Origin of the sequence: Roseburia inulinivorans DSM 16841 (assembly GCF_000174195.1) — a bacterium.
Lineage (GTDB): Bacteria > Bacillota > Clostridia > Lachnospirales > Lachnospiraceae > Roseburia > Roseburia inulinivorans.
This window is the reverse complement of the sequence record NZ_ACFY01000084.1, coordinates 24,071-45,460: the sequence shown is the minus strand read 5'-3', so window position 1 is coordinate 45,460 and position 21,390 is coordinate 24,071. Positions and strand designations below refer to the sequence as shown.

The 21,390-nt window shown below is 43.3% G+C and carries 18 protein-coding genes, 3 pseudogenes and 1 riboswitch; of the genes and pseudogenes, 16 read left to right on the top strand and 5 right to left on the bottom strand.

What is annotated here, in order from left to right:
- Positions 1-14: 14 nt before the first annotated feature.
- Positions 15-2,021, top strand: coding sequence for a phosphotransferase (locus tag ROSEINA2194_RS22930; RefSeq protein ID WP_081453891.1), 2,007 nt, complete (start codon positions 15-17; stop codon positions 2,019-2,021).
- A gap of 79 nt (positions 2,022-2,100) precedes the next feature.
- Here the strand turns inward: ROSEINA2194_RS22930 and ROSEINA2194_RS08235 are convergent, their stop codons facing one another.
- The 3 genes from ROSEINA2194_RS08235 to ROSEINA2194_RS08225 are packed head-to-tail and all read right to left on the bottom strand — an operon-like array spanning position 2,101 to position 4,702.
- Entirely contained in the window at positions 2,101-2,664 is a 564-nt protein-coding gene (locus ROSEINA2194_RS08235; RefSeq protein ID WP_007885591.1) for a transcription repressor NadR, read from the bottom strand.
- A 15-nt stretch (positions 2,665-2,679) separates the two neighbouring features.
- Entirely contained in the window at positions 2,680-3,534 is an 855-nt protein-coding gene (gene nadC, locus ROSEINA2194_RS08230; RefSeq protein WP_021923519.1) for a carboxylating nicotinate-nucleotide diphosphorylase, read from the bottom strand.
- 1 nt (position 3,535) lies between these two features.
- Positions 3,536-4,702, bottom strand: coding sequence for an L-aspartate oxidase (locus ROSEINA2194_RS08225; RefSeq protein WP_007885588.1), 1,167 nt, complete (start codon positions 4,700-4,702; stop codon positions 3,536-3,538).
- Positions 4,703-5,029: 327 nt separating this feature from the next.
- Between ROSEINA2194_RS08225 and nadA the strand changes: the two genes are divergently transcribed.
- From nadA to ROSEINA2194_RS08190, 7 genes are all read left to right on the top strand, one after another.
- The gene (nadA, locus tag ROSEINA2194_RS08220) at positions 5,030-5,884 is read left to right on the top strand and encodes a quinolinate synthase NadA (protein ID WP_334292513.1); all 855 of its coding nucleotides are present in this window, start codon (positions 5,030-5,032) and stop codon (positions 5,882-5,884) included.
- A 373-nt stretch (positions 5,885-6,257) separates the two neighbouring features.
- Positions 6,258-7,187: an RpnC/YadD family protein gene (locus ROSEINA2194_RS08215; RefSeq protein ID WP_007885586.1), complete on the top strand. Its 930-nt coding sequence runs from the start codon at positions 6,258-6,260 to the stop codon at positions 7,185-7,187.
- Between the two features lie 66 nt (positions 7,188-7,253).
- Positions 7,254-7,703: a hypothetical protein gene (locus ROSEINA2194_RS08210; RefSeq protein ID WP_007885585.1), complete on the top strand. Its 450-nt coding sequence runs from the start codon at positions 7,254-7,256 to the stop codon at positions 7,701-7,703.
- A 16-nt stretch (positions 7,704-7,719) separates the two neighbouring features.
- Positions 7,720-9,066, top strand: a complete 1,347-nt coding sequence (locus tag ROSEINA2194_RS08205; protein WP_007885583.1) for an MATE family efflux transporter — start codon at positions 7,720-7,722, stop codon at positions 9,064-9,066.
- Positions 9,067-9,174: 108 nt separating this feature from the next.
- Positions 9,175-9,765 carry a DUF3793 family protein gene (locus tag ROSEINA2194_RS08200; protein WP_007885580.1) on the top strand — a complete coding sequence of 197 codons (591 nt, stop codon included), beginning with the start codon at positions 9,175-9,177 and terminating at the stop codon, positions 9,763-9,765.
- Between the two features lie 115 nt (positions 9,766-9,880).
- Positions 9,881-10,312 carry a flavodoxin gene (locus tag ROSEINA2194_RS08195; RefSeq protein ID WP_021923525.1) on the top strand — a complete coding sequence of 144 codons (432 nt, stop codon included), beginning with the start codon at positions 9,881-9,883 and terminating at the stop codon, positions 10,310-10,312.
- Between the two features lie 31 nt (positions 10,313-10,343).
- Positions 10,344-10,622, top strand: a complete 279-nt coding sequence (locus tag ROSEINA2194_RS08190; RefSeq protein WP_007885578.1) for a DUF2325 domain-containing protein — start codon at positions 10,344-10,346, stop codon at positions 10,620-10,622.
- Positions 10,623-10,640: 18 nt separating this feature from the next.
- On the opposite strand, the pseudogene ROSEINA2194_RS08185 reads toward ROSEINA2194_RS08190, so the two are convergent.
- Together ROSEINA2194_RS08185 and ROSEINA2194_RS08180 are read right to left on the bottom strand one after the other, a co-directional pair.
- Positions 10,641-11,980, bottom strand: a pseudogene (locus ROSEINA2194_RS08185) (threonine/serine exporter family protein).
- Complete coding sequence (locus ROSEINA2194_RS08180; RefSeq protein ID WP_007885574.1) at positions 11,967-12,728, bottom strand: DUF4866 domain-containing protein; 762 nt, start codon at positions 12,726-12,728, stop codon at positions 11,967-11,969. The pseudogene ROSEINA2194_RS08185 and the gene ROSEINA2194_RS08180 overlap by 14 nt, the downstream one beginning before the upstream one ends.
- Before the next feature lie 114 nt (positions 12,729-12,842).
- On the opposite strand from ROSEINA2194_RS08180, the gene ROSEINA2194_RS08175 reads away from it, so the two are divergent.
- The 8 genes and pseudogenes from ROSEINA2194_RS08175 (at position 12,843) to ROSEINA2194_RS08135 (ending at position 21,387) form a co-directional block, all read left to right on the top strand.
- Positions 12,843-13,748, top strand: a complete 906-nt coding sequence (locus ROSEINA2194_RS08175; RefSeq protein WP_007885567.1) for a LysR family transcriptional regulator — start codon at positions 12,843-12,845, stop codon at positions 13,746-13,748.
- Positions 13,749-13,805: 57 nt separating this feature from the next.
- Positions 13,806-14,004, top strand: a riboswitch (cobalamin riboswitch).
- Positions 14,005-14,225: 221 nt separating this feature from the next.
- On the top strand, positions 14,226-14,705 hold the full coding sequence (locus ROSEINA2194_RS08165; RefSeq protein ID WP_007885563.1) for a hypothetical protein: 480 nt from the start codon (positions 14,226-14,228) through the stop codon (positions 14,703-14,705).
- Complete coding sequence (locus ROSEINA2194_RS08160) at positions 14,702-15,853, top strand: ABC transporter substrate-binding protein (protein ID WP_007885561.1); 1,152 nt, start codon at positions 14,702-14,704, stop codon at positions 15,851-15,853. The genes ROSEINA2194_RS08165 and ROSEINA2194_RS08160 overlap by 4 nt, the downstream gene beginning before the upstream one ends.
- Positions 15,822-16,857: pseudogene (locus ROSEINA2194_RS08155) on the top strand (FecCD family ABC transporter permease). The gene ROSEINA2194_RS08160 and the pseudogene ROSEINA2194_RS08155 overlap by 32 nt, the downstream one beginning before the upstream one ends.
- Before the next feature lie 86 nt (positions 16,858-16,943).
- Positions 16,944-18,056, top strand: a complete 1,113-nt coding sequence (locus ROSEINA2194_RS08150; RefSeq protein WP_044927507.1) for an ABC transporter ATP-binding protein — start codon at positions 16,944-16,946, stop codon at positions 18,054-18,056.
- Positions 18,044-19,633: a cobyric acid synthase gene (locus ROSEINA2194_RS08145; protein WP_007885547.1), complete on the top strand. Its 1,590-nt coding sequence runs from the start codon at positions 18,044-18,046 to the stop codon at positions 19,631-19,633. The genes ROSEINA2194_RS08150 and ROSEINA2194_RS08145 overlap by 13 nt, the downstream gene beginning before the upstream one ends.
- A 75-nt stretch (positions 19,634-19,708) precedes the next feature.
- Positions 19,709-20,748, top strand: a pseudogene (cobT, locus tag ROSEINA2194_RS23795) (nicotinate-nucleotide--dimethylbenzimidazole phosphoribosyltransferase).
- Positions 20,749-20,802: 54 nt separating this feature from the next.
- Positions 20,803-21,387, top strand: a complete 585-nt coding sequence (locus ROSEINA2194_RS08135) for a bifunctional adenosylcobinamide kinase/adenosylcobinamide-phosphate guanylyltransferase (protein ID WP_007885533.1) — start codon at positions 20,803-20,805, stop codon at positions 21,385-21,387.
- Positions 21,388-21,390 lie beyond the last annotated feature (3 nt).

Here is a 21,390-nt window from a genome sequence, read left to right as displayed (position 1 = left end):
GAGGTATAAAGAGGATGAAGAAACCTGTACTTGTAATTATGGCGGCCGGAATGGGAAGCCGTTATGGTGGAATGAAACAGATTGATCCAGTGGATGAATATGGACATATTATTGTTGATTTTTCTATTTATGATGCTTATCTTGCAGGATTTGAAGAGGTTATTTTTGTAATAAAGAGAGAGAATGAGAAAGATTTTCATAATGTTATAGGTAATCGTATAGAAAAGATTATGAAAGTAAGATATGCATTTCAGGAGCTGGAAAATCTGCCGGAGGGATTTGAGGTTCCGGCCGGAAGAGTAAAGCCATGGGGAACTGCACATGCAATTTTAAGCTGTAAAGATATGATAGATGGACCATTTGCAGTAATTAATGCAGACGACTATTATGGAAGAGAAGCATTTAAGCAGATTTATGATTATCTGAGTGGGCAGGAAGATAATGAAAAGTATCAGTATGCAATGGTAGGATATCGGTTGAAAAATACTTTGACGGAGAATGGAAGTGTGGCAAGAGGTGTCTGTGAGATTGATGGTGCTGGAAAACTTGTCAGTGTAATAGAACATACAACGATTGTAAAACGTGGAGAGAATGCCGCATATACGGAAGATGATGGAAAAAGTTATACGGAATTGGCAGGAGATACGATTGTTTCCATGAATTTATGGGGATTTAGCAAGGGATTTTTGTCAGAAGTTGAGTATGGATTTCGTGATTTTCTGCAGGAGGGGCTGCAACATAATCCACTGAAATGTGAATATTATCTTCCGTCGGTCGTCAGCAGACTGTTAGATAGCAATAAAGCAGAAGTAAAAGTTCTTCTTACAACAGAAAAGTGGTATGGAGTTACCTACAGGGAAGATAAACCAATGGTTATGGCAGCAGTGAAAAAGCTGGAAGAGAATGATTTTTATCCAAAACAGCTCTGCGGAAAATTAGAAGCGGCTGCAAACTTCTGTTTTGAAGGTGTATATAAAGAAGAAATTCCATGGGGAAATGGACATATTAATGATACTTACCGTGTTACATTTGAAAACGAGCAGGGAGTAAAAAAGCATTATATTTTACAGCAGATGAACAAGAGTATCTTTAAAAACCCGGTTGAATTAATGGAAAATATCGTTGGAGTCACTGAATTTTTAAAAAGAAAAATTTCAGCTAACGGTGGAAATCCAGAGAGGGAGACATTAAATGTCATTCCTGCAAAAGACGGGAAACCCTATTACGTGGACTCGGAAGGTGAGTATTGGAGAGCTTATGTATTCATTGAAAATACTGTAAGCTATGATTTGATAGATAATCCTGAAATACTTTATGAGGGCGGTCTGGCATTTGGCAGATTTCAAAGTATGTTAGCGGATTATCCGGCGAAAACACTTCATGAGACAATTCCGGGATTTCATGATACCAGAGAAAGATTTGAGACATTCAAAAAGGCAGTGGAAGAGGATGTGTGCAGCAGAGTGGATTTGGTCCGGGAGGAAATTCAGTTTGTATTGGACAGGGAAGAAATTGTGGACTGCTTTCAGGATTTGCTGAGAAGTGGGAAAATCAGTTTTCGTGTGACTCATAATGACACAAAAATTAATAATGTCCTCATGGATAAGGATACCAAAAAAGGAATATGTGTGATTGACCTGGACACTGTAATGCCTGGGGTAGCCATGAATGATTTTGGAGATGCGGTGCGGATTGGAGCAAGTACAGCATTAGAGGATGAACAAAATCTGGATAAAGTGTGGTGCGATTTAGAGCTTTTTGAAGCATGTGCGAAGGGCTTTATAGAGGGATGTGGTGGAAAACTTTCACAGGAAGAGATAAAGCTGCTTCCGATGGGCGCTAGGCTTATGACCTATGAATGTGGAATGAGGTTTCTTATGGATTATATTCAGGGAGACATTTATTTTAAAATTCACAGACCGGGGCAGAATTTGGACCGGGCAAGGACACAGTTTAAACTTGTCTCTGATATGGAACATAAGTGGAAAGTAATGGAGAATATTGTGAAGAAGTATATGTAAGACAAAACAGTGGCATTGACAATTTCCAATGCTTAAAAGGCGTCAGTTCCGGAAATACCGGACTGACGCCTTGATTGCATTAAACGTTTGTATTTGATTCTTCTTCGCCCCAGAAATCTACAGGCTCATAATCCTGCAGTTTGGCCAGAAAACCTTTTTCTGCGAGTTCATTTTGAATATCATCTAAAATCTCTTCGGATTCAGCTTCAATCGTATGGTAATGATAACCACCGGTTACATTTTTAAGAAGGCTGGAACTTCCGGAAGAGAGTCCTTCTAAAAATTTCTTGACATTGCGTCTTGTACGGATATTCATATCAGCCCGGATAACACCATAAACCTTGTGATAAACAAAAACATCTTTGACAACACCGCCATTATCAACGATCAGAGAGAGTTCTTCTCCAACCTGATCATCTGTATGGATCACTTTAAATACCCGCTGGCAGGCGGATTGTTTTGGAATAATATAACCTTTGTTTGTGGAAAGGATCGTCAGGCCATTTGCACGAAGAAGAGCAATGTCCGAAACGATGATCTGCCTGCTTACATCCAGGTCTTTTGCCAGAGTAACTCCAGGGACAGGCACAGCGCTGGATTTCAAAATATTTTCTATTTTTGCTCTCCTGATCTCTCCGTTCATCTGTCAAAGTCCTTTCTAAACTGCATGTAAATTTTTAAGTGAAATATCCAAAATTGGAGCTGAGTGAGTCAGAGCTCCACTTGATACATAGTTTACACCAAAGTTCTTAATTCTTTCAATGTTTTCTTTTGTAACATTTCCGGAAATTTCGATTTCAGCTCTGCCGGCAATATAATCGATGGATTGTTTTAAAAGATCATTATCCATGTTGTCTAACATGATAATATCAGCACCTGATTCCACGGCATCCTGTACCATTTCAAAAGTCTCAACTTCAACTTCGATTTTTCTTACAAAAGGTGCATATGCCTTAGCCATTTTGACAGCTTCTTTTACACCACCTGCGGCACCGATATGGTTATCCTTGAGAAGTACTCCATCAGAAAGGTTGTATCTGTGGTTATTTCCGCCACCGACTCTCACGGCATATTTTTCAAAAATACGGTTGTTCGGTGTAGTCTTTCTTGTGTCTAAAAGCTTGATCCCGGTTCCTTCAAGGAGCTTTGCCACCTGGCTTGTATAGGTTGCGATTCCGCTCATTCTCTGAAGGTAATTAAGAGCAGTTCTCTCTCCGCAGAGAAGCACACGGATATCACCATGAACCTTGCCCATAAGTTCACCGGCTTTTACATGGTCACCGTCTTTTACAAAAAATTCTACGGTTGTATTGGAATCAAGCAGAGTAAAGGTTCTTTCAAAAACCTGAAGACCGCAGATAATGCCATCTTCTTTGCAGATCAAGTCTACCTCGCCCTGCTGTGGATGTGGCATAACACTGTTTGTGGATACGTCCTCACTTGTGATATCTTCTTTTAAAGCACTTAATATAAATGGGTCTACATTTAACCCTAATGTTACCTGATCGTACATATTATCTCCTTTCGCCAGCAATTTCTTTTGCTGCTCTTTTTGCAAATACAAGACTCTCTAAAAGGGAGTTGCTTGCAAGTCTGTTTTTACCATGAACCCCATTGCATGCGGTTTCACCGACTGCGTAGAGATGATCCATAGAAGTTTTACTGTTATGGTTTACCTTGATTCCGCCCATAAAATAATGCTGAGCCGGAACGATGGGAATACATTCATGGAACACATCATAACCGGCCTGGCTGCAATGTTCAATAATATTTGGAAAATGACTTATTAATTCGTCACGCGGGATGGTTCTTAAATCTTCCCACACAAAATCGGTGCCGTCTTTCTCCATCTGTTTGTAGATTTCCTGTGTAAGCAGATCTCTTGGCAACAGTTCATCTACAAAACGGTTCATATTCTTATCATAAAGCCTGGCACCTTCACCTCTTACAGATTCAGAAATAAGAAAGCTTCTTTCTTCTTTATTATCAGAGTAAAGAGTAGTAGGATGAATCTGGACATAATCAAGATTTTTCAGTTCAATATTATGACGTCTGGCAATCTCCACGCCGTCACCGGTCAGGTGTTTGAAATTAGTGGAATGCTTGTATGTTCCACCAATACCGCCGGTTGCAAGTATTACATAGTCAGCTTCAACCTGTTCTTCCCTGCCATCCGGCCACCTGATAATTCCACCACAACACTTGCTGCCATCGCAAAGGATATCTAAGAGAGTCGTATATTCATACATTCTTACATTCTTTAATTTTTTGACGGCATTTAAAAGGTGGCTTGTGATCTCTTTTCCAGTGATATCTTCATGGAAAAGTATTCTGTGATGAGCATGTGCACCTTCTCTTGTATAGACAAAATCACCATTTTCGTCCCGGGTAAAAGAGACACCGTATTTTACCAAATCTTTCACTACATCAGGGGAAGACTTGATCATGATCTCGACAGACTTCTGGTCATTCTCATAATGTCCGGCTTTTAATGTGTCCTCAAAAAAGCTGTCATAATCAGACGGATCTTTTAACGTACACATGCCTCCCTGAGCCAAAAAGGAATCACTGCTTTCAAAATCAGACTTCGTGATCAGCATAATATCTAATTCCTCAGGAAGATTTAAGACTGCATATAATCCGGAACAGCCACTTCCAACTATAAGTATATCTGTTTTCATATTCTTTTCCTATTCTTTTATGTTAATAAAATAGTGTTTTTTTACAGATTGCTTCAAGTATAACACTTAATTTTACAACTGACAAGACACCTGTAAATTTTTTGTGTTGACAGTGTATATTTCAAATCGTATACTTTTACTAAAGTGAGCAAAAGGCAGTGAGATCCGGTATTGATACTGTCGTTTGGAAAACAAATTAAAAATGAGATCACATTAAGACAGAACGAATACCGGAAGAAGAAAGCCTTTCTGTGATAAAAGAGGGAAAGATGACGACAAGAGAAATTCAGGACGAGATCCTTAGATTAAAAAAGAAAAGAAGTATGTATTCTGGCACATGCCTATCAAAATCATGAGATATTAGAAGTTGCGGATTATATGGGAGATTCCTTTGCATTGAGCCAGCAGGCTGCCAAAACACAGGAGCAGACGATCCTTATGTGCGGAGTCCGTTTTATGGCAGAAACCGTGAAGGTTCTCTCACCAGACAAGAAAGTACTTCTTTCCAGCGGTGAAGCAGGATGTCCTATGGCAGAACAGCTTTCTGTGGAAGAATTGAAAGAATTAAAAAAACAGTATCCGGATTATACAGTAGTAGCTTATATTAATACAACTTCTGAATTGAAGACATTGTGTGACGTATGTGTTACATCTGCATCAGCAGTATCTATTGTTAAGAAGCTGGAGAACGACAAGATTCTTTTTATTCCGGACTGTAACCTCGGAGCATGGGTAGCAGAACAGATTCCTGAGAAAACTTTTAAATTTATCAAGGGTGGTTGCCCAACTCATCTTAGAATGGGCAAAGCAGATGTGGCAAAAGCAAAGAAAGCACATCCAAATGCGAAGCTTCTTGTCCATCCGGAATGTGCCGCTGCAGTAACCAAGAATGCAGACTACATAGGAAGCACAACTGGAATTATGTCCTATGCGAAGAAGAGTACAGATAAGGAATTTATCATTGGAACAGAAAACAGCATAGTTTCCCATTTACAGTATGAGTGTCCGGATAAGCTGTTTTATCCACTTTCCAAGGATTGTGTATGCCACAATATGAAACTTACAACTTTAGTAGATGTATATAATTGTCTGAAAGGCCTTGCAGGTGAAGAAATTATTTTACCTGAGGAAGTAAGTAAGGGAGCAAAACGCTGTATTGACAGAATGCTCGAATTAAATTAACACAGGCGGTCGTAGAGGTAGATTCTACGACCTGTGCTGTGAAATTTATTCTATAGACTGTGAGAATAGCGTCTATACAATCTCAGTTGGTACAGAAGGTAGAAGTATTTTCTTGCTTCTGCTTCTGCTTTTGTGCTATAATCAAACAAAGCATATTTTACAAAATCTTCATGACAATTTTGTCATCTATATTCTAAGAACTACAGATTAGTTTCCCAAATAATCTGTGTGTTTCATTCGTATCTATGCTTTTTGTTACCCATCAACAATTGAAAAGCAGGAGACGAACGAATTTAGAGATAGTATCTGTTACTCTCCTGTTAGGACAGTGTTTATTATGAACTGTCCCACCAAAATCAGGAGGAAACGATTTATGGCAAAATGCAAAAGAAACCGGAACAGGACAAAAAGGAGTTTTACAGTCAAAGAACCAAAGGCAAACCGAAATTATAAAGACACTGTCTTTCGGATGCTGTTTTCTGACAGGAAAAATCTGTTATCGCTTTATAACGCAGTGAATCAGACGGATTATAGAAATCCGGAAGAGTTGGAAATTGTTACATTAGAGAATGCCATATATATGGGTATGAAAAATGATCTGGCATTTATCATGGATACCAATTTATATCTTTATGAGCATCAGTCAACTTATAATCCTAATATGCCACTTCGAGATTTGTTTTATATTTGCAGTGAATATCAGAAACTCGTGGATAAGAAATCACTGTTCTCTTCCACCTTACAGAAAATTCCTGCCCCCAATTTTATTGAATTTTATAATGGTTCGATGGGAATTGCTGATTGCACAGAACTTCGGCTTTCCTCGGCATTTGAGCATTTGTCAGGCGAGCCAAAACTTGAATTGGTTGTTACGGTTTTCAATGTCAATGAAGGACACAATGCAGAGTTGATGCAGCATTGCAGTATGTTAAAAGAATATGCACAGTATGTTGCCAAAGTACGTCACTATGCGGCATACATGCAATTGAACCAGGCAGTGGAACGTGCTGTAAACGAATGTATCCGGGAAGGAATCCTGACAGAATTCCTTATCCGAAACCGGAGTGAGGTTATTAATATGAGCATTTTTGAGTATGATAAAGAATTGGAAGAGAAGAAGTTGAGAAAGGCAGAGTTTGAGGCTGGTCGTGAGATTGGACATGAAGCTGGACTGGCAGAAGGCAAAAATCAGGCAGCTTTTGAAACAGCAAAGCGTATGCTTGCTTTAAAGGAATTCACATCTGAAAAGATTGCAGCTATTTCAGGACTTTCGTTAGATGAAGTGAAAAAGCTGCAGGAGTAGACGGTCAGAAAAAGTAAAGTAGATGAATGAATTTACAGATATGATATCAATGACAGGAGAAAACAAATGAAATACTATACTGAAAATGAATTACAAAACTTCAGATTTGAGGGCGCATACATTGCAGAAACCTGCGCAGTCAATGGGATCTTTGAAATGATATTGGACAATGTGACGATTTTACCACAAAATTCGTGCAATCGTGATATCCGCGAAATGCGTGCAAATGAACTGAAACTGAAAATCCGTGAGCCGGAGATTACGGCATTTGTCGAGGAAGGCTATAAAGTTTATGACGCAGACGGTAATCTGAAAGAAAAGAAAGAGGATATACTGATTGCGGCAGAAGATCAGGCAGCAAAATTAAAGGAACTGGAAGGATGTGAAATCTATTCCATTGAGCAGGAGAAAGGTGTCTATACGGTATCCATTGATACGGAAGACCATACTTTCATGATTAAAGTAAGCGGAAGCGCAGATGCCGAAGAGTGGGACCGGTTTCTGAGTAAAGATTAAAGGAGCGGGGATTACGATGGAAACAAATGAAAAAAGCCGTGTGCTGGATATGACAAGGGGAAATCCGTTCCGGCTTGTATTAAAATTTGCGCTGCCACTGTTTTTTGGAAATCTGCTACAGCAGTTTTATAATCTGGCGGATACTGCAATTGCCGGACATGTTCTGGGAGATCACGCACTCGCACAGATTGGAGCAGTTTCGGCGCTATATGGACTTATCACAAATTTTGCATTTGGAATGAACAATGGACTGGCGTTGTCTTTAAGCCGCAGCTTTGGAGCAGGGGATGAGCAAAAAATGAAGCATGTCTCCTGCTGGATGGTAACAATTTCCATGTCGGTATCCATTGTATTAATGTCCATTTTTCTGTTGTGTAAAGAACCGCTGCTGATCCTTTTGCAGGTTCCGGAAGAGACGATGGCAGGTGCGATGGAATATCTTACGATCATACTGATCGGAATACCATTTACGATGGTGTATAATATGGAAGCAGCTATGCTTCAGGCGGTTGGAAACAGTATGACACCCCTTTTGTTTTTGCTGTTCAGCAGCGTTTTGAATATTTCATTGGATTATGCGTTTATGGCACCACTGGCGATGGGAATCGGAGGTGCAGCGTTTGCAACGGTTTTATCACAGGGGGTAAGTGCATTTCTGGCATTCATACTTATCTGGCGCAATTATCCACTGCTTCATTTTAAAGGAAAAGATTATCAGGTGGAGAAAAAATTTGTGCTTGAAATGGTTGTCGCAGGGTTTAGCATGGCTTTGATGAGTGCAATTTATAATATTGGAAGTGTTATTTTACAGGGTAGTATCAACGCACTCGGAAACCTGTATATTACGGCGCAGGTAGGCGCAAGAAGGCTGGCGGAACTTTTCCATACGCCGGGACTTGCGCTTGGAACGAGTGTTGCAACTTATACGAGCCAGAACATGGGTGGCGGAAATCGAAACAGAATCAAAAAAGGAGTATGGTCAGCATTCTTTCTTTTTGCAATCTGGTGGATTTTTTCCATGGTTTTTGTGACTTTCTTCGTGGAAGATGCCGTCAGACTGGTAACAGGAAGCAGTAATGCGGATGTTATTTATAATACTGCATTATATCTCAGGATCAGTTTTCCGTTGATTCCTACGATGGCGGTGATTATTATTTTGAGAAATATGCTGCAGGGAATGAATCATTTGATGATGCCGCTTGTGTGCAGCAGTCTGGAATTGATAGGAAAGGTAATTTTTGCTATCTGGGTCGTGCCGGCATATGGGTATTTTGCAGTGTGCCTTTGCGAACCGGTCACATGGGTGGTCTGCTGTATTTTTGTTTTGATCTGCGCATTTTTGTGCAGGAAGGAATTGAGATAGAAGCTTAACGAGAAAACGTTTCAATAACAGTGTTGACACGTTTTCTTTTTTTGTGTAATATATGCCTATAAGTTAGATATAACTAACCGAAAAGCAAAGGAGAGCAAAGTGAGTCAGGAAGTATATGAGATGATCACAAGATTAGACAGAGAAAGAATTGAGACACATCTGGTCGTACAGTGTGCACCGATGATCTCCGGCATGAAGGTTTCTAATTTGCTGAATGTGGAGAAAAAACTTGCACCACAGATGAAACAGGTGTTGGAACGTTCCGGTATTTCCTATTATCTGCTGTTGGAAAGCGAAGATAAAGCAACCTTTTTAGTGTACCGCGAGGATGGGTTGAAAGCGTACCTGATGCAGGATAGAGTCTGTCAGTCGATGAAGAGTTTTGGATACGAAAGCCTGGATTTAAGCGATGTTTTAAGCCGTTTTCAGAAACGCTATGCAGACTGTATGGAGCAGATTGCAGAATTTCCACATGAGATGGGATTATTGCTCGGTTATCCTGTGGAAGATGTGGAGGGATTCATTGAGAACAAAGGTCACAATTATCTGTATGCCGGTTACTGGAAAGTGTACGGACATGTAGAGGAGAAGAAGGCTTTGTTTAACAGATATGAAGAGGCAAGAAAAGTTTTGATACAGCTGCTTGCAAGTGGACGCAGTGTGAGCGAGATGGCTGCCTGTTATGCTTAATTTTTATTTACAGGTTAGCAAATACTAACTTCATAAACTGATAAAGAATAGAAAATGCAGGAATGTGAAAAAATAAAAAAATCATAAAACTGCAGGTAGTATGGAGGAAAGAATCATGGATAAAGTAACAATCGTATTCTGGTCACAGTCAGGAAACACAGAGAGTATGGCAAACGCAGTTGCAGAGGGTGTAACGGCAGCAGGAAAAGAAGCAGTGGTTGTTGATGTTGCAAGTGCATCCTTAGATGATTTAAAAGCTGCAAAAGGTTTTGCAATGGGCTGTCCTGCAATGGGAGCAGAAGTGCTCGAAGAAGGCGAGATGGAACCATTTGTATGCGATGTGGAAGGATTTGCAGCAGGTAAGACAATCGCTTTGTTTGGCTCTTATGGATGGGGCGATGGACAGTGGATGCGTGACTGGGTAGACCGTATGACAGCAGCCGGAGCAACCGTTGTGAACGGAGAGGGCGTGATCTGTCAGGAAGCACCGGACGATGCTGCCTTAGATGCATGTAAAGACCTTGGAAAACAGCTCGCAGCATTATAATAAGGTAAGCATTATAACGAAAGGATAATTTATGAGCGTAGTCATTATTGGAGGACATGACCGTATGGTGTGTCAGTATAAAAAGATTTGTAAGGAGCATAAATGTAAGGCAAAAGTATTTACCCAGATGCCGGCAAAGTTAAGCAGCCAGATTGGGTCACCGGATCTGATTATCCTGTTTACCAATACAGTTTCCCACAAGATGGTAAAATGTGCGGTAGCGGAGGCGGAGCGCAGCAAAGCCGAAGTGGTAAGAAGTCATTCCAGCAGTGGCAATGCCTTAAATGAAATCTTAGAAAAAGTTTGTTAATGGAAAGAAAAATTTACATCAGGTGCAATAGCGGAACGTGCGGTCGGCCAGGATTCTTGCAAAAATCAGACCAAGCGGAAGCGCAATGATGATCATGATCGCAGCAGCAAACCAGGAGACAGCTTCTGTCAGTGACATGATCCCGAAATTATAAATTGCACGATAAAGGTAAAGTCCTGGAACCATAATAACAATGGATGGAACGGTTAGTGAAATACGTGGATAACCGTTCCATTTTTTATGATGGAAGCCAGAAGTCCGGCGGTTAATGCGCCTATAAAAGCGGCGACAGCGGCAGGTGTAGCCGTAAAGTTGACCAGTTCCAGACGCAATGTATTTGCGATGGCACCGATAAAGGCAGCCGTGGCTGCCATCGGGATCGAACTGTTGAACATAATAGAGAATCCGAATACACCGCAAAAACTTGTGATCAACCGCAGTAACAGATGAAGGACAGGATCGATGGATAATGAGGAAAAATCCTGTGGCTGCAATTTTAAGAGCAATGCCATGATCCATGCAAACATGGTAGCGACCAGCACGATGATCACGGAATAAGTGAGGCGTTCCAGTCCGGATCTCAAATCAAGCTTGGCAAGGTCGATTCCACTTGTGATGAATGGAAATCCTGGTATGATAAACAGCATGGAACAGATATATCCTGCCTCGTGGAAGGACGGAATATGGAATAACATTTCTGCCAGATGCAGACATACGGTATAAGTCAGACAGGCGGCAGAGATTGATACTGCAATATTTAAAAATAACGTATAATGGTGTTTGATCAGTTTGGTGCGGATCACATTTCCAATACCGGCTGCGATAAAGGCGAGAACCATTTCAATCGGACCACCACCCAGCAGGAACGTGAAAGCACAACATGCGAGTGCAGCGGCGAGACCAAGTTTGGCAGGGGAGTAGAGTGTGTGAATAGACTCGATTTCATCCAGACGTCTGTGAATCTCTTCACCTGTCAGATGGGCTTCCTGTTTTGGAAAATTGTCAACAAACTGTTCCATACGGTAAAGCTTTGAGGTATTGACACCTGTATTGGCAATGCTTAAGGATTGTGAGACACATTCTTTTCCGTCAAAACAGTTAAATTCGATGGACATAAGTCCGACATCCACGGTGCAGGTGACACCAAGTTCCTTTGCAAGACGGTTCATGGAAGTGCGGACACGCCATGCTCCGGTTCCACAGGAGAGCATGATCAATCCGACTCTTCCGATAACAGAAGCCTTCTCGATCAGCCCTGCTTTATTGATCAGAACATTGCTGTCGTTTTCCGTGTAATCGTGCCAGGGGATTTCCATATGATTTTTTTCCATGATATCCATATAATTATTCTTCTGCATAAATGATCGCCTCTGCTTTTTTTACATGTCGTTCCAGATTCTTCAAAAACAGCGAATCCGGTAGAAAAATACCAATCTCATCATAGCGGGTGTTTTCCTCTACCAGAGAATCCTGCCCATAGAAAATGTACGCCATAGGAAGACTTTTCTCCAGTTTGATCATAAGATCCCAGACAGCAGAATAAGCTTCTGCCTCTGTCTCTTTCAGCTTGACAGTGTCGGGCAGCTCGCGGATGATCAGTACACCGGTATTTTTTTCCAGAATCTGCTGTTCCATATCCATTTTTTCAGAAGCATAGGCATGGCGGTAACGGTAGGCCTGTGCAAAATAAATATTTTTCTTATTGTCAAGATCACAGTAGACATCATAAAAATGCTGGTAATCTTTTTCACGTACGGTTGTTTTATATCCGGGCAGTAAATTGCCCGATTCGTCAGTCATGATAATCGGATTCGTTCTGCCGTCTGCGTTAAAACGGTACGGAATCAGAAACGAATTCCGGAGCAGATCGAATAATGTATTTTGACAGATTGCCATAAGAAAAGCTGACAGATCTCTGTTGTGATAAGCATTAAAAAGTGCCTGGGAAAATTCAGCGGGAGATAATGGAAAATTGTTATCCTCGTTGCAAAACAGGGAATTGCAGAAAGTCCCCTGGAGTTTTTCACATGCCCATGGATCATTTAATATTTTGTTGAATAAAACATCTGCTTTTTCTTCGCGTGGAAAAATTGTTTTTTCTGCCATAAATGAATCGCTTCCTTTTCTTTTTTCGCTAAAATTATACTATTGAAATAGAAATATGTGAAAGCTATAATTGATATAGCAGAAATAATAATTTGATATGATTGAGGGCGAGCTATGGATGTGAATTTTGAGTATTATAAAATTTTTTATTACGTTGCGAAATACAATAATTTTACGAGGGCTGCAAGGGTGTTGGGAAACAGCCAGCCGAATGTGACAAGGGCAATGAACTGTCTGGAACAGCAGCTTCATTGTACGCTTCTGGTGCGGACGAACCGTGGAGTTTTTCTGACTACGGAAGGGGAAAAGCTGTATACACATGTAGCAGCGGCCATGGAACAGCTTTTTACGGCAGAGGAGGAACTGGCAGAATGTGTGGGACTGTCCCATGGGAGTATTGCAATCGGAGCCAGTGAGACCGCGTTAAATTTGTTCCTTCTGGATAAGTTAAAAGAGTTTCACAATACATACCCGGGAATCCGGCTGAAGATCTACAATCATTCCACACCGCAGGCGGTGGAAGCGGTGAGAAGGGGAACGGTTGATTTTGCAGTCGTTTCCACACCTGTAAAAGCGGATGCACCGCTCCACATGACAATGCTTCATCCATATCAGGAAATACTGATCGGTGGAACAGAGTTTGGGCATCTGGCAGGAAGGCAAACAACATTTGAGGAGATTATGCAATATCCGCTCATCTGTCTTGGAAAGGAGACGGTGACCTTTCAGTTTTACAGGCAGTTATTTGCTTCTTATGGTCTGGACTTTGAGCCGGATACAGAGACTGCAACGGCGGATCAGATCCTTCCACTGGTAAGAAGCGGACTGGGGCTGGCTTTTATACCAAAACCGATGGCAAAGGATGCGATTGACAGGGGAGAGGTGTCAGAGATACCCCTGTGTGAGAAGATACCGTCCCGGAATATCTGTCTGATCTATGACAGCAAGCACCCTTTTAAGGAGGCTGCCACACAATTGAAAAAGATGATCGCTGCGAATAGTTTTGCCAGTGTTGAATAGGTTTTTGGAAAACGATTGATATTTTTAAAAGCATATGTTATAGTTCAAACGAACTTGATAATGAAACAAACAGGTGTCAGATAGGCAGGGTGACCTCACTCTGCCGGATCTGGTGAAAAGGGAAACAGGTGCGAATCCTGTACGAACTCGTCACTGTATTTAGGGAGTGCATGCCAAAAACTCACTGGGCAGCCGGGAAGAGGGCAATGCATGATGATCTGTAAGTCAGGAGACCTGCCTGATTGTTGTACGGGAAACAAAAATGTTTCCACGCCACGAGTAACTGGCTGTACGGATGAGAAAATTTGACCTGTTTTTAGATCATTTTTGTAAGATAGGACAGGAAAATTTTTATATTGTGATTTGAGTGCAGCGTTTCTTTTGTGAAAAAGAGACGCTTTTTTCATATTCAGGCAGAAGGACTCCATAGAACATCATCTGGAACAGACTGCCGAACAGGAAAGAGAGAAAAACAGAATGCAAAGCAACGGAAACGGAACCGAAGTATGGGAAAAAGGAATACAGGTTGATCTCCCGGATGGAGAGTATGAGATTGAAGTGCAGCTGACAGGGGGAAGCGGCAGGGCGTCTGTCACATCACCGGCAATTCTGCAGGTGCAGGATGAGAAGGCCGTCATCGAGATCGAGTGGAGCAGCCCTAATTATGACTATATGACGATGGACGGAGAGACTTATCTTCCGGTCAATACAGAGGGCAATTCTGTTTTCGAACTGCCTGTGACTGCTTTTGACAAAGAAGTGCCGGTAACGGCAGATACGACAGCCATGAGCGTGCCGCATGAGATTGAATATACGATTCTGCTCGACAGTGCTTCCATTGCAAACGCCGGAAAAAAACCGATGGAAGTGATCGCAGTTGTCTACGTCGCAGCCGTGATCGCAGTAAGTATCACAGCGTGGCAGATACATCGGAAGAGAAAAGGAAAAAAAGAATGAAGCAGATAAAAAAAATCGGTCTGTGGTGTATATTGCTTTTTGCCTGCATCCAGATATTGGGCTGTGGAGACAGCCAGACCTCCTGGAAGAGTGGGGATCATGAGATCAGCAGTGAGCTGACTTATGAAAAGAGCATGGATTTAGATTATGCCACAGAGTTTGCAGTGGATTATTATGAGAACGGTTTTACACTGATTTCCATATCGGATGGAAGCAGATTTTTGCTGAATACCGAAGGGGAACAGGTACCGGAGGATTTAGAGAATGGGATCACAGTCTTAAATGCCCCGGTGTCCAATATTTATCTGGTTGCCTCTGCGGCTATGGATATGTTTTGCAGTATCGGTGCACTGGATCACATCTGCCTGTCCGGACTGCCTGAAGAAAAATGGGAGATCCCGGAGGCAAAGGCGGCAATGGAGAGCGGACAGATCGTATATGCCGGAAAGTATAATGCACCTGATTATGAACTGATCTGTTCGAAAGAGTGCGGGCTTGCCATTGAGTCAACGATGATCGGACATTCACCGGAGGTAAAGGAGAATCTGGAATCGTTTGGCATTCCGGTTTTAGTCGATCATTCCAGCTATGAGTCTGATCCGCTTGGCAGGACCGAGTGGGTAAAGCTTTATGGAGTGCTGACCGGAAATGAGGATGCGGCGGTGAGAGCATTTGAGGAACAGAAACAGTATGTGAAAGAGCTTTCTGATGTGAAAGCTACCGGAAAGACAGTCGCATTTTTTTATGTTACAACAGCAGGAACGGTCAGTGTGCGAAAGAGCAATGACTATGTTCCGAAAATGATAGACATTGCCGGTGGGGAGTATGTGTTCCGGAATTTAAAGGGGGAAGATAACGCAGCTTCCAGTGTCAATATGCAGATGGAAGAATTTTATGCGCAGGCAAAAGATGCGGACTATCTTGTCTATAACAGCACGATCGACGGCAATCTTGCTTCCATTGATGATCTGCTGGCGAAAAACAGTCTTTTTGCAGATTTTAAAGCAGTCCAGAATGGAAATGTATGGTGTATCGGGAAAAACCTTTATCAGGATACAATGGATACCGGAAGCATTATCCATGATTTTCATGAGATGCTGAACTCGGAGGATACGGATGAACTTACCTACATGTATAAGCTCAAATAGAAAAATAAGATATACGGTCTGTTTTGTCATTCTGATCACATTATCAGTACTCTTTTTTATCATCAGTGTATGTGCCGGAAGTGTGCAGATTCCGCTCTCAGATATCTGGAGACAGTTCAGAGGGGAACAGGATGAACTTTATGCAGCCATTCTCTTTCAGATCCGTATCCCGAGAACGTTTGCGGCAATCCTGCTCGGCGGTGCGCTGGCATTGTCCGGGTATCTGCTGCAGACTTTTTTTCATAATCCGATCGCAGGACCGTTTGTCCTTGGCATTTCTTCCGGGGCAAAATTATTTGTGGCGGTCGTGATGATCGTGTTCTTAAGATATTCCAGAACACTATCTTCTGTGGATCTGATCGTGGCGGCGTTCGCAGGATCTATGCTGTCGATGTTTTGCGTGCTTCTGATGTCACCGAGAGTTCAGAATATGTCATTTTTAGTACTGATCGGAGTGATGATCGGCTATATCTGTTCTGCAGTCACAGATTTTCTTGTGACATTTGCAGAGGATTCTGACATTGTGAATCTTCATAACTGGTCGATGGGAAGCTTTTCCGGCATCACATGGGAGAATGTGAAAACGATCGTGTTTGTTGTAGCCGTTACCGGCATTTTGACATTCTTTTTGTCAAAACCGATGGAAGCGTACCAGTTAGGAGAGACTTACGCAAAAAATATGGGTGTCAATATCAAAATGTTCCGCGTATTGCTCGTGATCTTATCGAGCATCTTATCCGCAGTGGTAACAGCGTTTGCAGGACCGGTGTCGTTTGTCGGGATCGCGGTGCCGCAGATGGTAAAGCGGTTATTCCGGACGGCAAAACCGATCATCATGATACCGGCATGTTTTTTTAGGTGGGGCAGTATTCTGCATGTTCTGTGATCTTCTGGCGCGGATGGTGTTCGCACCGACGGAGATGAGTATCAGTACCGTGACAGCGATTTTTGGTGCACCGGTAATGATCGCAGTCATGTTGAAGCAGCGACAGGAGCGGTACTAAGGAAGAAAAATTGAAATTGTGAGAAGCATGCATCCAGGCATTCGGTAGGTAATGAAATATCTTGACAATGGAAAATGAGGAACGGAATGGAAGAACGGGAACTTTTACATACGGACGGACTGTCCGTTGGATATCACGGAAAAGAACTGATAAAGGAGATAGGGATTTCTCTGAAAATGGGAGAGATCGTAACATTGATCGGACCAAACGGGGCAGGAAAATCCACTATTTTAAAGACTATCGCAAAGCAGCTGCAGGAAATCTGCGGCAGTGTTTATGTGGAAAACACCAGGCTGTGTGAACTGCCGGAAAAAGAACTGGCGAAGAAAATGTCCATTGTTTTCACAGAGCGCATCACACCGGAGCTGATGACAGTGGCAGACGTTGTGGCGATGGGGAGATATCCGTATACCGGAGGACTTGGCATCCTGACACCAAAAGATGAGGCGGTGGTGGCGCAGTGCATGGAACAGATCCGCATCTCACCGTTAAAAGAACGCAATTTTATGAGTCTGAGTGATGGGCAGAAACAGCGTGTACTGCTTGCAAAGGCGCTGTGTCAGGAGCCGGAGATTCTGATCCTTGATGAGCCGACATCTTATCTGGATGTAAAGTACAAACTCGAATTTTTATCCATGCTGCAGGAGATGACACGGAAGAAAAAAATTGGTGTTCTCATGTCGCTGCATGAACTTGATCTTGCAGAGCGTGTGTCGGACAAAATTGTCTGCGTTAAAGGGAAAAACATTGAGCATTATGGCATGCCGGAGGAAGTCTTTACCGATGGATTTGTCGATCAGCTTTATGAGATCACGGACGGAACGTTTCAGGAGAAAAGCGGTTGCGTGGAACTGAAAAAGTGCGGTGGCATACCGGAGGTATTTGTGATCGCCGGAAATGGTACGGGAAGTTTCCTGTTCCGGCAGCTTCAGAGAAATGGGATTCCATTTGCAGTGGGGATCTTAGGAAAAAATGATATTGATTATCCGGCGGCAGAAGCGCTTGCGGTGCAGGTGATCGCTGCGGAGGCGTATCAGGACTTTGAGAGGCAACATTATGAGGCGGCAAAACAGGTGATGTGCGCATGCAGAAAGGTGATCTGCTGCCAGACGGTATTTGGATCACAGAATGTGCTTAACAGACAGCTTTTGCAGGAGGCAGAAGACTGTGGAATGGAGATAGAATTATGGCAAAAGTGATCATGGTGCAGGGCACGATGTCAAACGCAGGAAAGAGCCTGATCGTGGCAGGACTCTGCAGGATTTTCAGACAGGACGGATACCGGGTGGCACCTTTTAAATCCCAGAATATGGCACTGAATTCTTTTATCACAAAGGAAGGGCTTGAGATGGGACGCGCACAGGTGATGCAGGCGGAGGCAGCAGGGGTGGAGCCGGTAGCTGCAATGAATCCGATTCTGTTAAAACCGACCACACATGTCGGCTCACAGGTGATCGTGAATGGTGAAGTGCTTGGGAATATGAGCGCCAGAGATTATTTTGTGTATAAAAAACAGTTGATCCCGGAAATCAAAAAGGCATTCCGGGAGTTAGAAAGAGATAACGACATTATCGTGATCGAAGGCGCAGGTAGTCCGGCAGAGATCAATCTGAGGGAGAATGATATTGTCAATATGGGATTGGCAGAGCTTCTGGATGCACCGGTGCTTCTTGTGGGAGACATTGACCGGGGCGGCGTGTTTGCACAGCTTCTCGGAACGCTGATGCTGCTTGAGGAACCGGAAAAGGAACGTGTAAAAGGGCTCATCATCAATAAATTCCGCGGGGATAAAACTATATTAGATCCGGGCGTTGTGATGCTGGAGGAGCGGGGACATGTGCCGGTCGTGGGCGTTGTGCCTTATATGGAGCTGTCCATTGATGACGAGGACAGCTTAAGCAGCAGATTTGACCGCAGGGAGGAAGGCCTGATCGATATTGCAGTCATCCGTTATCCAAGAATTTCCAATTTTACGGATCTGTCTGTCTTAGAGCAGATCGGGCAGGTTTCCGTGCGCTATGTGGACAGTGTGAGAGACTTACACCACCCGGACATGATCGTGCTTCCGGGCAGCAAAAATACAATGGCCGATCTGAAATGGATGCGGGAAAATGGTCTGGAGGCGCTGATCAAAAAGAAAGCGCAGGATACCATTGTTTTTGGAATCTGTGGCGGATACCAGATGCTGGGTGAGACGATCAGCGATCCATATCAGGTGGAAAACGGTGGAAGCATGAAGGGCATGGGACTGCTTCCGGCTGCGACGGAGCTGAAACAGGAAAAAACAAGAACACAGGTAACGGGAACTTTTGGAGAAATTTCCGGAGCACTCTCCGGACTTTCCGGAAAGAGCGTGCGCGGATACGAGATCCACATGGGCAGTACCGGAGACAGTCGAAGTAACGCGGATAATAGAAGCACCGCAGACGGTGGAAGCATCGTAGACAGTGAGTGTGTCATAGATCCGGAAAGCAGAGGTAATGAGAAGCGTTACATGTGCAGAATACAAAACGAAGCAGATGGCAGTGTAAAATACGACGGAATCTTTTCCGGTAACGTATATGGAACATATGTTCATGGCATTTTTGACGAGGGAACGCTGGCAGAGACACTGGTTGGTATCTTGGCTGAACGGAAGGGTGTGGTGCTGGATACCGGGCAGATGATAAGTTATGGGCAGTTTAAGCAGATGCAGTATGATAAACTTGCAGACGGTCTGCGGGAATCCATGGACATGGAAGCAGTGTATGCGATGCTGCGGGAAGCTGCGATTTAAAACAGAAATGTTGTTACTGGAACGAGGTACGAGTGAACAGTAACGAAAATGCGCAGTGCATAAAGAGGAAAAATAATGGAATTTAAAATAGAGGAACCGGATAAAAAAATCAGGCAGGAAATCAAAGCAAACTGGGATCGCGTGGCAAAACCGCTGGATGGTCTGGGGGAGTTTGAGGGACTTCTCGCAAGGATCGGGGCAATCCTTGGGTCGCCAGAGATTGATATTGCAAAAAAAGCAGTGATCGTCATGTGCGCAGATAATGGCGTTGTGGCGGAAGGCATCAGCCAGTCCGGGCAGGAGATCACGGCAGCGGTGACAGAGAATCTCGGAAAAAGAAATACTTCGGTCTGCAAAATGGCGCAAACAGTTGGCGCAGAGGTTTTTCCGGTGGATATCGGTGTGAACACCGACCGGATTTTTCCGGGAGTCATCAGCAGAAAAGTAAAAAAGGTACAAATGATTTTCTGCTAAAACCTGCGATGTCAGAGAGAGAAGCCATGCAGGCGGTCCGGGTTGGGATGGAACTTGTAAAAGAGTGCAAAGAAGCTGGATATACGCTGCTTGGCACCGGAGAGATGGGAATTGGCAATACAACGACAAGTGCGGCGATGGCAGCAGCTCTGCTTTCCGTTCCGCCGGAGATCGTGGCAGGGCGGGGCGCCGGATTAAGTGATGAAGGGCTTGCCAGAAAAAGACAGGTGATTGCAGAGGCACTGGAAAAATATCAGTTGAGAGAGACTGAGCCGATGCGTATTTTATGCTCAGTCGGCGGGCTGGATATCGCAGGACTTTGCGGCGTGTTTTTAGGTGGTGCAAAATACCATATGCCGATCGTGGCAGACGGTGTCATCAGTGCGGTGGCAGCGCTTACAGCAGAGCGGCTTTGTCCGGGAACAAAAGAATTTATCATTCCCTCCCACAAAGGAAAGGAACCGGCTTCGGAACTTTTGATGCGGGAGCTGGGGCTTTCTCCGGTTCTGGATGCAGAACTTGCATTAGGAGAGGGAACGGGGGCAGTCATGATGTTTTCCCTGTTAGATATTGCCATGAGTTTATATGAGACAGGGGCTACTTTTGGCGATTTTAAAATTGAGGAGTATCACAGGTTTTGATAAAGTCAGTGTGAACATATTTTTTACATGTGACAGAAAGGTGCAGTTATCAGGATGATCACATTGGTGACAGGGGGAAGCGGCAGCGGAAAATCTGCATATGCAGAAAGCCTGCTGTATTCCTGCGAAGGAATCAGATATTATATTGCAACCATGCAGATTTATGATGCAGAGGGCGAAAAAAAAGTAGAGCGGCATCGGAAACTGCGGGCAGGAAAAGGGTTTCTTACGATCGAAAGCCCGATGAATGTAGGAAAAATCCAGTTTGTATGTGCTGGAGAATCAGGGCAGGCGCAATACCGGCAGGAAGCAGAGAGGAAAGGGCAGTGCAGCTCAGAAAAGAAATCGGCACTGCTTGAGTGTATGTCAAATCTCACAGCAAACGAAATGTTCACGAAAGACGGCATGAAATCCGAGGAGGAAGTAGTTGAAAAAATTGTATCTGAGATACAGACTCTTTCACAGAAACTCGACAACCTTGTGATCGTCACGAACAATGTATTTGAGGATGGTGTAATCTATGACGCCGGAACAATGGAGTATTTGAGAGCACTTGGCAGGATCAATGCAGCACTTGCGCATCTGGCAGACCGGGTGGCAGAGGTCGTGGTTGGAATTCCGGTGGAGCTGAAAGGATGAAGT